General features: G+C 46.0%; 12 protein-coding genes. 10 read left to right on the top strand and 2 right to left on the bottom strand.

What is annotated here, in order from left to right; all coding sequences use genetic code 11:
- The first annotated feature begins 263 nt into the window (after positions 1-263).
- Positions 264-1100: a hypothetical protein gene (locus QUA24_RS15870; RefSeq protein ID WP_445242620.1), complete on the top strand. Its 837-nt coding sequence runs from the start codon at positions 264-266 to the stop codon at positions 1098-1100.
- A gap of 116 nt (positions 1101-1216) precedes the next feature.
- Here QUA24_RS15870 and QUA24_RS15865 read toward each other — a convergent pair whose 3' ends face one another.
- Both QUA24_RS15865 and QUA24_RS15860 read right to left on the bottom strand, forming a co-directional pair.
- On the bottom strand, positions 1217-1342 hold the full coding sequence (locus QUA24_RS15865; protein ID WP_445242621.1) for a transposase: 126 nt from the start codon (positions 1340-1342) through the stop codon (positions 1217-1219).
- A 251-nt stretch (positions 1343-1593) separates the two neighbouring features.
- A complete protein-coding gene (locus QUA24_RS15860; protein WP_333230702.1) occupies positions 1594-3330 on the bottom strand; it encodes a CapA family protein in 1737 nt (578 codons plus the stop codon).
- 917 nt (positions 3331-4247) lie between these two features.
- Between QUA24_RS15860 and QUA24_RS15855 the strand changes: the two genes are divergently transcribed.
- From QUA24_RS15855 to QUA24_RS15815, 9 genes are all read left to right on the top strand, one after another.
- A complete protein-coding gene (locus QUA24_RS15855) occupies positions 4248-5447 on the top strand; it encodes a HEAT repeat domain-containing protein (RefSeq protein ID WP_333230701.1) in 1200 nt (399 codons plus the stop codon).
- 108 nt (positions 5448-5555) lie between these two features.
- Positions 5556-6641: a glycosyltransferase family 4 protein gene (locus tag QUA24_RS15850; protein WP_333230700.1), complete on the top strand. Its 1086-nt coding sequence runs from the start codon at positions 5556-5558 to the stop codon at positions 6639-6641.
- 136 nt (positions 6642-6777) lie between these two features.
- A complete protein-coding gene (gene map, locus QUA24_RS15845; protein WP_333230699.1) occupies positions 6778-7539 on the top strand; it encodes a type I methionyl aminopeptidase in 762 nt (253 codons plus the stop codon).
- A gap of 305 nt (positions 7540-7844) precedes the next feature.
- Positions 7845-8774, top strand: a complete 930-nt coding sequence (locus tag QUA24_RS15840; RefSeq protein WP_333230698.1) for an LD-carboxypeptidase — start codon at positions 7845-7847, stop codon at positions 8772-8774.
- Positions 8775-8939: 165 nt separating this feature from the next.
- On the top strand, positions 8940-9722 hold the full coding sequence (locus tag QUA24_RS15835; RefSeq protein ID WP_333230697.1) for a hypothetical protein: 783 nt from the start codon (positions 8940-8942) through the stop codon (positions 9720-9722).
- Positions 9723-9962: 240 nt separating this feature from the next.
- The gene (gene hemE / locus QUA24_RS15830; RefSeq protein ID WP_333230696.1) at positions 9963-11027 is read left to right on the top strand and encodes a uroporphyrinogen decarboxylase; all 1065 of its coding nucleotides are present in this window, start codon (positions 9963-9965) and stop codon (positions 11025-11027) included.
- Positions 11028-11280: 253 nt separating this feature from the next.
- Positions 11281-12246, top strand: coding sequence for an NAD(P)-dependent oxidoreductase (locus QUA24_RS15825; RefSeq protein ID WP_333230695.1), 966 nt, complete (start codon positions 11281-11283; stop codon positions 12244-12246).
- Between the two features lie 438 nt (positions 12247-12684).
- Entirely contained in the window at positions 12685-14277 is a 1593-nt protein-coding gene (locus tag QUA24_RS15820; protein ID WP_333230694.1) for a B12-binding domain-containing radical SAM protein, read from the top strand.
- 304 nt (positions 14278-14581) lie between these two features.
- Positions 14582-15481 carry a M48 family metalloprotease gene (locus QUA24_RS15815; RefSeq protein WP_333230693.1) on the top strand — a complete coding sequence of 300 codons (900 nt, stop codon included), beginning with the start codon at positions 14582-14584 and terminating at the stop codon, positions 15479-15481.
- Positions 15482-15486 lie beyond the last annotated feature (5 nt).

The following is a 15486-nucleotide window of genomic DNA, read 5'->3' as shown; positions in this document are numbered from 1 at the left end:
TGTTAGCTCTCAAACATATTGATGCTTAAACTCCTCTTGGGGTGGTGCGCTTCAGGCGCACCCCCTGAACGGTTACAGAAAATCTGTGTGCTGTAGCACTACCAGTTCGTCAGCAACAGGATTTACTCTGGATTTGGCCAGATGCAAAATCAAGCGAACAAGCTGCAAATACACCCTTACCTTTATCACCGCAAATAGATGCAACTAAAGGCTTTGTTTGGTCTTCTTTTGTACGAGATTTAGAATATGACTGGCAAACTCTTGTGGAAAATCTGGCAGATCCGAGTCATGTTCCTTTTTCTCATCACGGCGTGCAGGGCGATCGCAAACAAGCAAGACCGATCCCGATCAAAATTGTGCAATCAACACCCAATTTGATTGAAGCAACTATAGGAACAGATGTACAAAGAACAATCACTTTTGAACCACCTTGTCGCTTGGAGTATGCGTTCAGTTTTAACGATGGCAGCAAACAGTTTGGACTTATCACCTACTGTATACCTGTATCTCCAGGTAAGTCCAGAATTGTCGCTTCTTTTACCCGTAACTTTGGCAAAACACTCCATCATCTCACACCCCGTTGGTGGGATCACATCAGCAATCGCAATCTGCTTCTTGATGGAGATATGGTTCTTCTACAGCAGCAAGAATATTTTCTCCAACAAACACAATCTACCCAAAGCTGGAAAACTGCCTATAAGCTACGTACAAGTGCAGACCGTTTAGTAATAGAGTTTAGGAATTGGTTCGATCGCTATTGTCACGGACAACTACCTTGGAGCGAAGTTGGAATCAATGTTCCACCAACACGGAATATCAATAGCGATCGCGAACAAACCCTCGATCGCTACAAACAACACACCCAACATTGTCGTAGCTGTCGAGAAGCACTTTTGATTGTGCAACGCTTGCAAGCAGTGCTTTTAATCTACTTTGCTATTATTGTTTCCGCTGTTGCTCTCCTTCCCGATAGATTGCAACTGACTCTGGGTTTACCCTTAATTGTGACAGCACTATTAGGTCTAGGAGCTTACGCTTGGCTGAGATTCTGGCTTCGTCCGAAATTTTACTTTGTGGACTACATCCATGCGGACAGATAGAAGCGTTCATGCTTGGAAAAACTATTAGCTTGCTTATTTTGTTAGATAAAGTTATCACTAGATTAGCGGATTCTCATGAACTTGCGGTGAGATTTTTATCTAATTAGAAAAGCAAACTAATACGCTTCTAGAAAATTATCAAAGTTTGAAAAACCATATCCTTGTCGCATAATTAACTTAATTCGATTATTTATTCCTGAGATCACTCCACTTGTTGTGCGATTAAGAAAGTAATTACAAATCCCTTCAAAATGATTAACAATTGTCGAAGTTGATTCTTAGAAAAAGATTTGCACATAATTCAGCCAATCCTTGAACTCTGTCTGAGCTATTTTGACGCTCATCTTGGTCTCAATACGGTTCAGATAAGAATAATCTGATTTCCTTTCACAAATCTGGAACTCTGATAAATGCATGAAATGAAATTCGTCTGAAAGCGCTAACTGAACCGTATTGAGTCATAAGGCACTTCTTCGGTAAATAATTGCCCCGATTATTTCTTGGAAATTATCCCCTTGTCATCAATTTTCAAATCTGTCCTGGGAAAATCGCTCTTTGTCAAACGGTTAATCAACCCCACAGTTCTAAATTTGTTATCAACAGCCGGAACACCTCGCCCGTCAAGTTGGACGGGGATAATCTTACCAGAAACAAAATCCCCTTGCGGAGTCATTTTCACATCTAAAATTAGAGATTGACCGAGTGTTCCTGCTGTAGACAAAGTGCGATAACCCAAAAAATTTCCCAGAGAGTAAGCAATCAATTTACCTTTATAAAGTTCCATTGCTCGCGGAACGTGCGGGCCATGGCCCAAAATCAAATCGGCTCCCGCATCAATCATCGTCCGCGAAAACAAAACCATATTTCCCCGGTTTTCTCCGTAAAAGAACTCAGTTTTATTTCTCACATTGATAGCTCCCGTTCCTTCAGCTCCAGCATGAACTGATATCACTACAATATCAGCCTTTTCCTTGGCTTTTTTGACAACTTCTGATCCCGCTTTCAGTTCCAGCAAAGAATTGTGAACTTCGCCGTAGTTACTGAAACCGATAAATGCAAAATTCACGCCCTTGACATTTTGATACACAATTTGATCTCTTTTACCAACAGCCTTCATGCCGTTGCTGTCGATGTTTTTAATCGTGTCCTTAAATCCTTGCTCGTTAAAATCGTAAGAGTGATTGTTGGCAACATTTAAAATATCAAAACCAACATCTTTGAAAATTTTGGCATAACTCGGAGGCGTCCGAAAGGCAAACAGCATTCGTCCGCCGCCTGCTTTGGAACTGTAAGGATAATCGGTCATCGTGCTTTCAAAATTGCCAAACAGAATATCAGCTCCTTTGAGGTACGGTTTTACCGACTCCAATAACATCTCTTTTTTTGCCGGCAGTTTGTTGTAGGGATAATTGGTGCCGGGGATCATGTCACCCACTGCTTTGATGCTGACAGTTGCGGGCACAATGGCAGGTTTTTTGGCAGCCGGAGAGGGCGATTTTGGAGCGGGCAGGGGTTTGGCTGCGGGGGTCGAGCTCACTTCTTGTACCGCAGGCTTTGACGTTAGAGGGTTATTAGTAGCGGTGGTTGAGGATTTGTAAAGTTGAGAAGCCAGAACCAAGCCGGATATCGGCACGAGAATGAGACTCAGAGCAGCGAGTGACAGCCCAGATTTTTTAGTTTTAGTGCGGGCTAATGCTGGCTGCGGCGATGGCTTTTGCTGCCTTTGGTTTGGGGGTTTTGGAGTTGGGATTTGAGGGGGTTGGGGCGGAGATTTTTCTGGTGTTTGAGGGAGCGCCGTTGTGACATTTTGAGTTTTTTCTAGCTTGGGCAAAGTCACAGGAATGGGAGAAGCGGCTACACTAGCTGCTACTGCTGCACTCGCAGCTACTGCTGCATTCACGGCAACTAATGGACTCACGGGTACGGAAGTCAAGCGTTTTTTTAATTCTACTGTCTGAGTCCAAGCGGGCAATTGATCGCCGTCGCGCCGCCCGTAAACTGTCACTGAGTAAAGGTTATTTGGTTGCAGCCGCTGCAACCCTTTGACTGCGACTCGGAGACAGGCTTCTTCTGCGGGTAAATGTTCTGCTTCCAGCAGCAGGTGCAGGGTGTCATTTTCCCGGCTGGCTTTAGCCGTGACACCGAAGCTTTGGAGTGCTTGGCTGATCAGAAATGCGATCGCCCTGGCATCGCCTTCTTTTGCTAAATTTAAAATATCTTGTTGGCTCACAAATGCCTCTACTCTCTCACACTAGAAATTTAGCTCGATCTTATATCAAATTTGGCGATACAGCATTAAATACCGATTGATTTAACTTAAGTAAGTGGGTACAAATAAACAGAACGTTGACAGAGGACGCCTGCGTGAAAGGGTCTACTCGCTCTCACTATAGCTCCTAACTAAATCCGGCCCTACTTTTACAAGATAGTATGATTTTTGGCGCTTGCTAGCTGAATACAATATTTCCTAACGGTTATCTTAGTCGATCGCCCAAACACTTCTATCCGGCATAATTGCCCCCTGCAAATTAACATCGGTCAAATCAGCGCTCTCTTTCTTACAGCATTTTTGGTAAATAAAACTGGTTTGTGAGCGTCGACAGTGTGTCCTGGAATGTACGGAAAATATGCAGTTGAGCAGCGAAGAATTAACGAAAAAACCGGCTTTCTCGTTATCAGTGCCAATCCCCCTGTCCCACTTGGGCCCAAATTCACACAAAAACGATCGACCCGCAGGCTCGGAAGCTTGTTAAACTCTTGGTCATGTCACGCTATTGGTGAGAAATCGACGGCTAGCCACAATCGTCTGCTAACGCCCCCGCAGTGCTGGGCTGCGGGGCCTGCATTGCACACTGCACGTAGGTGAGATTAGCTGCAATCAACTTTCGGGATGCCGCTGCTAAAGTCGTGGCCGCCAATGTAGTTGTTCGTTTTAAACTAATTAAACTAATTATTTAAAGGAGTTGCACCTCAATGACACAATTGTGCTTATAATATCTGGCTCGGTGCCCTCTCAAACCAGGGTTTTTCGCTAGTCTGGTGGTATTTGTGAGTTAGTTAAGCCCATAGCAGCTAGGATCGAGCTAACTCAAGGTTAAACTAAAGCTCGTCATGCGGCGTTGCCTCTCAAAACCCGGATTGAGTCTTATGGCGCATTACCGCTCCTCTGTATGTTTGTTCACCTGCATTGCCTGTCTGGGCGCTGCGTTCAGTCCAAGTGCCGACGGAGGGCAACAGGTACTCAATGCCTCTGCGCGTGCTGTTTCCCAAGAAATTGCTCAGGCGAACTCTCCCCCAGACGATCGCCAGGATTCCAAGCCTCCAAAACCGTCTCCAGCGCCCGATAAAAACAAATCTCAGCCTTCCAAAACGTCCAAATCTAATTCTAAGATCCCGAAATCGGTATCCAATTTGATCGTCATTTTGTCTCGTCAGCGGGGGTTCTTAATGTTGGGTTTGGCAGCAGTTGTCGTCACGGCAGCGGCAGTATTTATCATGCTCAAATTAGTTAGTAGTGACGAGTCAAATTATTCTAAGCGAAGACGGGGAAGATTTGAGCGCCACAACCCAAGAAACTCTCAATTTACTAATAATCCCGATTCTCCTACAAACTCGCACGCAATTACACAGCACAAGACTTCTTTTGGGCTGTCAAAACCGCTGTCAGCCTTGCCCTACCCTTTGGATTTGCCAAAAGACAACAGTATCGAGAACAGCGATCGACCTTTTCCGTTAAATATGGAATCCGGGGAACCAGAATCCCAGGATGCAGCAGTCGAGGGCGATCGAATTAATTCCGACACCTCGCCCTTGGAAACTCACAGCAACGGATACAGTAACACAGGTTTCAACATTCCCGAAACAACTAATCAAACCGATTCCCTAGCTAAGAAGAAAGGTATTGCCCTTCCCGAAACGGATGGTAGACCTAAAGTCGATATTATTGAAGCACTGATTGAAGATTTGCAGCAGCTAAATCCCGCAAAGAGGGGCAAAGCAATTTGGGAACTAGGCCAGCGGGGAGATTCCAGAGCAGTTGAGCCGTTGCTCGATTTGCTAGCAAATTCCGACTCCAAGCAGTACAGTTTAATTTTGGCAAGTCTCTCGGAAATTGGCATTCGCACCCTCAAACCCATGAATAATGCGTGGTCAATTTCGCTGCAAAATGAAAATCCCGAAGTGCGTAAAAATGCAATTCGCGACTTGACGCGGATTTACGAATTGGTGAATCAAATCAGTTACTTGTTGCACCGTGCGACGGACGATCCAGATCCAGAAGTTCAGGAAACTGCTCGCTGGGCAATCAATCAGTTGAATCGCATCCGTCCGCGTTCTGGGATGGATTAATAAATGTAGCAATTTTCATCAAATAATTTGAACTTGAGATTTGAAATGGTAAATTGATAATTTAGATTATGTTAAAATTAGTGAATGCTGATTAATGACTAATGACTAATGACTAATGACACTTTAAAACTATTGTTCCTGTCAACTTCGGTCGGTAAACTCGGTTCGGGGTTGGGTGGCGGAGTCGAACTTACAGTCCTTAACATCGCTAAAGAATTACAGAGGCGCGGTCATAAAATAGCAGTTGTAGCACCGATAGGTTCAATTTTAGAATCAATTCCGGTAATCGAAATAACGGGTGATTTGCAAGTAACCGCCCAAACACAAGATTACAAGGATCCTATTGTGATGCCCGCCGATTCTGTGCTGGCGAATATGTGGGAATATGCTCGCCAAGTTCAGGATGAATGGGATGTCATTGTTAATTTTGCCTACGATTGGCTACCGTTTTATTTGACACCATTTTTTAGGACTCCGATCGCACATTTGATCAGCATGGGATCCCTTTCCGCCGCCCTCGATCGCATCGCCGGACAAACCGCCGTCCAGTTTCCTGGTACGATCGGAGTTCACACCGCTTCTCAAGCCAAAACATTCGCCTTTGCCGATGAATGTCAGTTGTTGGGAAATGGAATAGATTTATCCCTGTACAAATTTTGCGACAAACCGCAGTCTAAATTAGCTTGGCTAGGCCGCATCGCCCCGGAAAAAGGCTTAGAAGATGCAGTAGCAGCAGCGAAAATTACAGGCATTCCCCTGAAAATTATGGGCAAAATGCAAGATGAGGATTATTGGCAAAAAATTTGTGCAGATTACCCGGATGCTCCGGTAGAATATTTAGGGTTTCTGACAACAACTCAAATGCAAGAGCAAGTCCGTCAGTGCCGAGCATTGTTGATGACACCGCGCTGGGTGGAAGCTTTCGGAAATGTCGCGATCGAGGCTTTAGCGTGCGGTGTGCCTGTGATTGCTTACGAGCGCGGGGGGCCGGCGGAAATTGTTCGAGACGGGCTGACGGGCTTTTTAGTGGCTCCTGATAGCGTAAATGGCTTGGTAGGTGCGATCGCCCGCTTAGACAAAATTGACCGCAGCGCTTGCCGGCGACAAGTAGAGGTAGAATATTCTTTGGAAGCTTTGGGCGATCGTTGTGAACACTGGTTCAAATCTATCACTGCTAGTAGGGTGCGTCAGTAATAATACTGGCAAATTTTTAGAAAGATTCGCTGACTGACGCACCTTACAAGTTTAGGGAACAGCAATTCAAATCTATTCTCAAATTGAGTTAAATAAACTCTTAATTGACTACACAAAAAAGGAAACAGAAAAAACTATGGCAACCGAACGTTTAGTGCTTTTATCCAGTAGAGAAATCGAAAAAATGCGCCAAGCAGGCCGTTTAGCGGCCGAACTTCTGCTACATCTCGAACCGATGGTTAAACCGGGAGTAAGCACTCTAGAAATTAACGATGAAGCCGAACGCTGGACTTTGGTACACGGAGCAAAAAGCGCTCCGCTAGGCTATAAAGGATTTCCCAAATCTCTGTGTGCTAGCGTCAATGAAGTAGTCTGTCACGGCATCCCCAATGCCAAACAAATTCTTAAAGAAGGTGACATTATTAATATTGATGTAACACCTTTAGTTGATGGTTATCATGGTGATACTTCCAAAACTTTTTTTGTGGGCAAACCTTCCCCTGTAGCGAAAAAGTTAGTTGAAGTAACCGAGGAATGTTTAAGAAGAGGAATTGCCGAAGTCAAACCGGGTGCCCGTACCGGCGACATCGGTGCAGCAATTCAAGAATACGCTGAAGCACAAGGTTTTTCGGTAGTGCGAAATTTTGCGGGACACGGGATTCACCGAGTCTTTCACACTGAACCGGAAATTTTGCATTACGGCAAGCGGGGCACAGGAAAGAAGCTCAGACAAGGCATGGTTTTTACGATCGAGCCGATGATTAATGAGGGTACTTGGGAAGTGGAAATTCTCGCCGATGGTTGGACTTCTATCACCAAAGATGGAAAGCTTTCGGCTCAATTTGAACACACTCTGGCTGTGACTGATTCTGGGGTGGAAATTCTGACTTTGCCGTAGCAATCATTAACAAATAATCTCAAAAACTCACTCCTAAATCAATAATCAACTAGATCCCGTAGTGGCAGGTTTTACCGACAATATCTAACGATAATTAACAGTCTAGATAAACCCGCCACGCCACAGGCGATAACCCAAATCAACCTGAAATTTGCATCGAATCCGAAAATGTAGGTTTGTATTTATGGGTGGGTGGGGGCGGGTTTTCGAGATAGTCTGTTTTAGTCATAAATTTTCTGTAAAACCCGCTTCTACAGAATTACGATCGATTCACCAAACACGATATAACTAATAACTAATAACAAATGACTGACCTAAAATTTCTGCAACCAGGAGATTTGCTCAAAGTAATTGCCCCTAGTGGCACTTTGCGAGAATCAACCAATTTTGAAAAGGGTGTAGAAATTTGGAAGTCCCGTGGCTATCGACTTGAATTAACACCGGGTTTTGACGATCGCTGGGGCTATTTGGCCGGTTCCGATGAAAACCGCGTCCGACAGTTGGCGGATGCCCTCAGTGACCCGGATTGTCGCGGTATTCTGTGTGTTCGTGGCGGTTTCGGCAGCACTCGACTTTTGGAAAAAGGAAAAGTGGGAAAGGCGGAAAATTCCCAATTTCCAACTCCCGATTCCCATTCGCCGAAATGGTTAATCGGCTTTTCAGATATTACTGCTTTGCTGTGGAATCACGCAAAGTTAGGGATTTGGGGCGTTCACGGGCCGATGCTGACAACTTTGGGGGCAGAACCGGATTGGTCTGTCGATCGACTTTTTGACTGCATAGAAGGTCGTCCCTTACAATCTTTGCAAGGTAAAGGATGGGGCAGCTCAAAAGCCACCGGGCGGCTGTTTCCTGCGAATCTGACTGTGGCTTCTCATTTGCTCGGAACCCCATATCAACCGGATTTGACCGGGGTTATTCTCGCATTTGAGGATGTTTCCGAGGCTCCTTACAGGGTCGATCGAATGCTGACTTTGTGGCGGATGACGGGGGCTTTCGCTGGGGTGCGGGGCATTGCTTTGGGACGCTTCAGTCGCTGCGAGATTGATCCAAGTATTCCCAGTTTTAGCATTGAAGAGGTTTTGCGCGATCGGCTGGGGGATTTGAATATTCCGATTGTTTCAGATTTGCCCTTCGGGCACGAGGGAGTTAACGCTGCTTTACCGATGGGAATTATGGCGAGTCTCGACGCTGAATCGGGATTGCTGATTTGTGGCGATCGATCGCAACTTTAGATTAGGGCTCAACGTCTATAACTTTAACATGAGATTTTGCACCCGGTAAATAGCCTGGTTTCGTGAGGTTGACACGGTTGGCAGAAATTACATTTAAAATGGATTGTGTATGCAAATGTCGGCGCCAAGAAAGCAAAAAGATTTTAAATTTTTCCAGAGGTTGATATGAAAACACACAACTTGTTAAACAGTATTGCTGCCGCTGTGCTAGTTACGGGATTGGCACTTACCGGAATTTCCTCAAGTGCGGTTGGCGAACAGATAGGTAATAACGATCGCATAGACGGAGTAATTCGCCGCACTTCCCCGATTTACCGTTTCCGGAATATGTGGGTTCCGGGCTCTCCGACGGAAGAATTGCGTGGTCAAGAATACACATTTAGCGCGAGGGAAGGCGACAACATTGAAGTGTTTTTAGATACAGATAGAAGTCGCGGTTTTACTCCCGTCATGGTGCTATTTTACGGGAACAACAAACAAGTCGCTTTTACGCAAGACCGTTCGTTTAATTATCAAATTCCCCGTAGTGGCGATTATAAACTGTTAGTGTTAGCAAAAGATGCTGCCAGGGGCGGTAACTACACGCTGGAAGTTTCGGGAATTGATGGAGGCGACAGACGATCTCGCAATTCCCGGGACGATTGGTATACGAGGCGAGATAACGATCGATATGACGGTCAATATGACAGAGCACAGCTTCTGCAAGATGATTTTGACTTGCGGTCTGTTGATTGTCGCGAGAGACGTTCTATGGTGAGAGTAAGGTTTGACGATGGAAATCAAGACTCGACTTACTGCGCTGTCCCGAATAGAAGGTATCCGGCGGGAGATTATTACTACAATTCGCGGACTAGAGATTTAGACTCGGCGCGGCGGAATGATAGTAGATTCGATGCGGGCCGAGAGCAATGTCGGGTAGTGGTGGGCGGAGTCTGTGTGACGAGGTAAGTAGGTCAAACTCTAGCGCGGAATCAGAAACCCCGTTTCTACGAAAAAACCGGGTTTCTGAGCCTATACATAGGACTTATACCAGTCTTTTATATACGAGTCGATCTGTCGGCATCGCCTCACTTCCTTTGGTAATGACAAAATACACATTTGTACACACAACGATTTTGTCAAAAAGGACGATCGCACAGTGGTAAGCTACCAAAGGCATTGAAATATCTAAGGTAGAGAAAAGTTAAAATGTCGGCATTAAATGAAGTTCCCTTGTTGTTGCGGGCAGCCCGCGGCGAAACCCTAGACCGCCCGCCCGTGTGGATGATGCGTCAAGCCGGCCGCTACATGAAGGCTTATCGAGATTTGCGAGAAAAGTATCCCTCGTTTCGCGAACGTTCCGAAATTCCCGAAGTTGCGATCGAAGTTTCCCTTCAGCCGTGGCGCGCGTTTCAACCCGACGGCGTAATTCTGTTTTCCGATATTGTCACCCCCATGCCCGGTTTGGGCATTGACATGGACATCGCCGAAGGCAAAGGCCCGATTATCCACTCACCCATCCGCACTCAGCAGCAAATCGACAACCTGCAACCGCTGAACCCGGAAGAAAGCTTGCCGTTTATCAAAACAATCCTCAAATCCCTGCGCGAAGAAGTCGGCAACAAATCCACCGTGCTCGGCTTTGTCGGCGCGCCGTGGACGCTGGCGGCCTATGCGGTTGAGGGCAAAGGTTCTAAAGATTATGCGATCATCAAAAACATGGCATTTTCCGATCCAACTTTACTGCATCAGTTGCTCTCAAAATTCGCAGATGCGATCGCCGTTTACGTGCGCTATCAAATCGACTGCGGCGCGCAAGTAGTGCAAATGTTCGACTCCTGGGCCGGCCAACTCTCCCCGCAGGACTACGACACCTTCGCTCTACCTTACCAGAAACAAGTATTCGAGCAAGTCAAAAAAACCCATCCCGACACACCGCTAATTTTGTTAGTCACCGGTAGTGCGGGCCTCCTCGAACGCATGACAACATCCGGCGCGGATATCATCAGCGTCGATTGGACAGTGGATATGGCCGACGCGCGCAAGCGTTTGGGCCCGAATATGAACGTTCAAGGAAATCTCGATCCGGGCGTGTTGTTTGGTTCTCAACCGTTTATTCGCGATCGAATTCTTGATACAATTCGCAAAGCAGGCCCGCGCGGACACATCCTCAACTTGGGACACGGCGTGTTACCGGGAACTCCCGAAGATAACGTGCGTTTCTTCTTTGAAACCGCAAAACAAGCCGACAAATTGCTTGCAGTTGCTGCTTGATTTGATTTCGATTGTAGAATCCGCTCAAATCCGGTTAATCTGAGATGTTGCACCATTCTCAATAAGGCTTTTATGGGCGGGCAGGATGCCCACCCCACAAGAAATTAATTCTTTGTGGAACAGGCATCTTGCCTGTTCTTGAGAATGGTGCAAGATGTAAGGTTAATTGCATCTGATATTTGTAGGGATACGGCAATGCCGTTTCCCTACCGCCCTTAAAAGCGTCAAATCCTCCCTCTTCCCCTGCGGCAAAATGAACTCCAAAAAAATTTTTGTGACGGGTGCAAGTGGCTGTATCGGTCACTACATGGCCGAAACTTTGATTCAAGAAACAAACCACGAACTTTACTTATTAGTTCGCAACCCAGAAAAATTAAAATTTGACTGGACAGCCCGCCCCGGCATCCATATATTACAAGGCGATATGCGAGATATCGAGCAACACGCCGAACTTTTGCAAACAATTAATGTCGCAATTTTAGCTGCCACTGCTTGGGGAGGAAGTCAAGAAGTTTTTGACGTTAACGTAACGAAAACTCTCCAGCTAATTCAACTACTTTCGCCACAGACTTGCCAACAAGTAATTTATTTTTCAACGGCCAGCATTCTCGGTCGAGACAACAATTTGCTGAAAGAAGCCGGAGAACTGGGTACAGATTATATTAGCTCAAAATACAACTGTATGGTGCATTTGTCAGCTTTGACCAATGTGCCTCCAATTACGGCACTTTACCCGACATTAGTATTGGGAGGAGACGCGGAAAAACCAGTTTCTCACTTGTCATCTGGCCTGCCACTTGTCGCTAAATGGATTGGTTTGATTCGCTGGTTTAAGGCAGATGGCAGTTTTCACTTCATCCACGGCGCAGATATTGCTAAAGTAGTTAATTATTTAGTTGAACATCCGCCTGCTTCCGAGGAACCGCGACATTTTGTGCTAGGAAATCCGGCGATTACAGCTAACGAAGTGGTAGAACAAGCTTGCCAGTATTTGAATAAAAAGATATTTTTTCGGATTACTCTGTCACCTTGGCTGGCCGATTTCTTTATTTGGCTATTCCGAATTCAGGTGGCTGCTTGGGATAGATTTTGCATCAGCTATCGCCATTTTACCTATCAAAATCTTGTGAATCCTGAAAGCATAGGAATGCCGAGTTACTGCGGCACAATTGCTGATATGTTAAGAACTAGCGGGATTCCCGGCAAAGATTCAAATTAGACCAGAAGGAAGAGGGAAGTTCGGCAACGGATTATATAACGGATGTCACGGATGTCACGGATGTCAGGAAGAAGGAAGAGGTTCGAGGGAAGAAGAAATGTGCACCAAACGAGTAATGTATGGTGATTCGTGTGAACAAAACGACTAATTTACTGTTTCAAGTTCTTTTTTGCCTTAATCCCATGCTTTTTAAATGCGATTATCGTCAATTAAGGGTCAAATAGGATAAGATATCAGCATTTGCAAACTTTAACAGGGAACTGCAAGCTAAAAATTGCGCTCTATTTGTGGGTTTTAGGGGGTGTCACCCCTCGCCAGATATTCGATCGAGTGCAAGATCGTAATTTTAGCCTTAACATGAAGTCTTGAGAGTCGATCGAACTCTCAAACACGCCAGCCCGATCGCAAGTTGTTTACTGATGTGAGGTTTAACATATAATGCGAGTTCTTCTAGTTTACCCGCTGTTTCCGAAAACATTTTGGTCTTACGAGAAAATCCTAGAATTAGTCGATCGCAAAGTGCTGCTGCCACCGCTGGGTTTGGTAACGGTAGCAGCTATTTTACCCCAAGAATGGGAATTTAAGTTAGTCGATCGCAATATCAGACAAATCACCGAAGCAGAATGGGAATGGGCAGAGCTCGTTATTCTCTCCGCAATGATTGTTCAAAAAGAAGATTTGCTAGACATCATTCGCGAAGCAAAACGGCGCGGTAAATCCGTAGCTTGCGGCGGCCCTTACCCGACTTCCGTACCCGAAGAACCTCAAGCAGCGGGCATAGATTACCTGATTCTCGACGAAGGCGAAATCACCTTGCCGATGTTCGTCGAAGCAATAGGGCGCGGCGAAAAAAGCGGAATTTATCGATCGGACGGCGTAAAACCCGACGTTACCACAACGCCAGTCCCCCGCTTCGACTTGCTGGAATTAGACGCCTACGACTCGATGTCAATTCAATTTTCGCGCGGTTGTCCCTTCCAGTGCGAATTCTGCGACATCATCGTCCTCTACGGACGCAAACCTCGCACCAAAAACCCCCAACAATTGATAGCCGAATTAGACTATCTCTACAACTTGGGCTGGCGGCGCGGCGTGTTCATGGTAGACGACAACTTTATCGGCAACAAACGCAGTGTCAAACTATTGCTAAAAGACTTAAAAGTCTGGCAAGAAGAACACAAATTTCCGTTTACTTTCAACACAGAAGCATCCATCGATTTAGCCCAAGACCAAGAATTGATGGATATGATGGTTGCTTGCAATTTTAATGCAGTGTTTCTAGGAATTGAAACTCCCGACGAAGAAAGCCTGCAAATGACGAAGAAATTTCAAAATACCCGCAACTCTCTGATAGAATCCGTAGAGTTAATTGCCAAATCAGGTTTGCGAGTAATGGCCGGATTTATCATAGGATTTGACGGGGAAAAACCCGGTGCCGGTCAACGGATTGTCCAGTTTGCCGAAGCAGCAGCAATTCCGAGCACAACCTTTGGAATGCTGCAAGCTTTGCCACACACTGCATTGTCTCATAGACTAGCAAAAGAAGGGCGGTTGCGCGATAAATCTGGCAACCTCAACCAGACAACTTTGATGAACTTCATTCCGACGCGGCCGCTAGAAGATATCGCGAGGGAATATGTTCAGGCATTTTCTGATGTGTACGATGCTGAGAAATATTTAGACCGCACCTATCGCCACTTCTTGATGCTGGGTGCACCTACAGCAAATATACCTGCAAGAATTCCCAGTTGGATAGACTTGCGAGCACTGCTAACTGTGGTGTGGCGGCAAGGAGTCAAGCGCAAAACTCGGTGGAAGTTTTGGCATCATTTGTTCAGCATTCTCAAACGCAATCCTGCGGTTTGGGATCATTATTTGACTGTGTGTGCTCACAACGAGCATTTCCTGGAATACCGCCAGATTGTGCGGGATGAAATTGAAGCTCAATTGGCTGACTTTTTGGCTAATGAGTCTCAAACTGTATATCAAGAACCTGTTGCTGTTGAGGAAAAGCAAGTGCAAGCGGTTTAGGGTTGGAGAATTCAAGCGCAGATGAACGCAGGTAAACGCAGATGAATGTAAGATTGTCTGCGTTTATTTTGTTTTTAATCGGGTTTCCAGGTTCTGGCTGGAAATGTCATATCCTGCGACTCTACCACCTCTTGAGAGCAGGCGAGAGAGCCTTCCGAGGCATTCCCTGTTTCTTACTGAAAAAGTGAAATACTACTATTGGCGGCAGCAGTTATTTCGGCAGGTAGAGGCGCGATCGCCCGCAAATATGAAAATCTAATTACAAGCTCAAAAATATCAAAATAGCGATCGCCCTCAACCCGCCATGTTAGGAACAAATCAACTCAGAACAGCCGCTCTCTTAGGACTCCTAAGCGGCCTTCTCGTTTTAGGAAGTTATTATTTAATCGGCAATGAGCAAGGACTTTACATCGGTTTAGCGCTAGCTGCCTTCTCAAGTTTTAGCTCTTGGTACTATTCCGACACGGCTGCGTTAATGGCTTACCGCGCTCAGCCGATCGCCCGCAGCGAAGCACCCGAACTCTACGATATGGTAGCATCGCTGAGCGAAAAAGCCCAAATTCCGGTGCCGAAAATATTTCTAGTTCCCACTCAATCTCCCAACGCATTCGCCACAGGAAGAGACCCGGAACACGCGACAATAGCAGTTACTGAAGGCATCATCAAGCTGCTTTCCCGCGAAGAATTGGAAGGCGTTTTAGCCCACGAACTGACGCACATCCGCAACCGCGACACCCTCACTCAAGCAGTTGCAGGGACAATTGCCGGTGCAATTACATTTGTCGGGCGAATACTGACTTTTGGAGCGCTTTACGGCCCGGTAACGCGGGATAGCAGACAAGGCGCAAATCCATTTGGTTTGCTGTTTTTAATCATTTTAGCACCGCTATCCGCAACCGTAATTCAACTGGCGATTTCTCGGACGAGGGAATTTGCAGCCGACAGCGGTGCGGTTGAAATTACCAATAACCCGATCGGTTTAGCAAACGCGCTGCAAAAATTAGAGAAAATGGGTCATGAAATTCCGATGCACGGCAATCCTGCGATGTCGCCGCTGCTGATTGTGAATCCTTTTTCGACTAAAGGTTTGCAGTCACTTTTCCGCACTCACCCGCCGACAGAGGAGCGGATTCAACGCCTTTTGGAAATCGCGCAGCAGCAACAGCAAGGTACTCCAGTTATTGCCTACGTACCCGGAATTTAATCGTC

Origin of the sequence: Microcoleus sp. Pol12B5, from assembly GCF_036701335.1 — a bacterium.
Lineage (GTDB): Bacteria > Cyanobacteriota > Cyanobacteriia > Cyanobacteriales > Microcoleaceae > Microcoleus.
This window is presented reverse-complemented; position numbering and strand designations above follow the sequence as displayed.

Excerpts from the sequence above, each read along its gene's own strand:
- QUA24_RS15855 (WP_333230701.1), top strand. The coding sequence starts at position 4,248 with ATGGCGCATTACCGCTCCTCTGTATGTTTGTTCACCTGCATTGCCTGT.
- QUA24_RS15850 (WP_333230700.1), top strand. The coding sequence starts at position 5,556 with ATGACTAATGACACTTTAAAACTATTGTTCCTGTCAACTTCGGTCGGT.
- map (WP_333230699.1), top strand. The coding sequence starts at position 6,778 with ATGGCAACCGAACGTTTAGTGCTTTTATCCAGTAGAGAAATCGAAAAA.
- QUA24_RS15840 (WP_333230698.1), top strand. The coding sequence starts at position 7,845 with ATGACTGACCTAAAATTTCTGCAACCAGGAGATTTGCTCAAAGTAATT.
- QUA24_RS15835 (WP_333230697.1), top strand. The coding sequence starts at position 8,940 with ATGAAAACACACAACTTGTTAAACAGTATTGCTGCCGCTGTGCTAGTT.
- hemE (WP_333230696.1), top strand. The coding sequence starts at position 9,963 with ATGTCGGCATTAAATGAAGTTCCCTTGTTGTTGCGGGCAGCCCGCGGC.
- QUA24_RS15825 (WP_333230695.1), top strand. The coding sequence starts at position 11,281 with ATGAACTCCAAAAAAATTTTTGTGACGGGTGCAAGTGGCTGTATCGGT.
- QUA24_RS15820 (WP_333230694.1), top strand. The coding sequence starts at position 12,685 with ATGCGAGTTCTTCTAGTTTACCCGCTGTTTCCGAAAACATTTTGGTCT.
- QUA24_RS15815 (WP_333230693.1), top strand. The coding sequence starts at position 14,582 with ATGTTAGGAACAAATCAACTCAGAACAGCCGCTCTCTTAGGACTCCTA.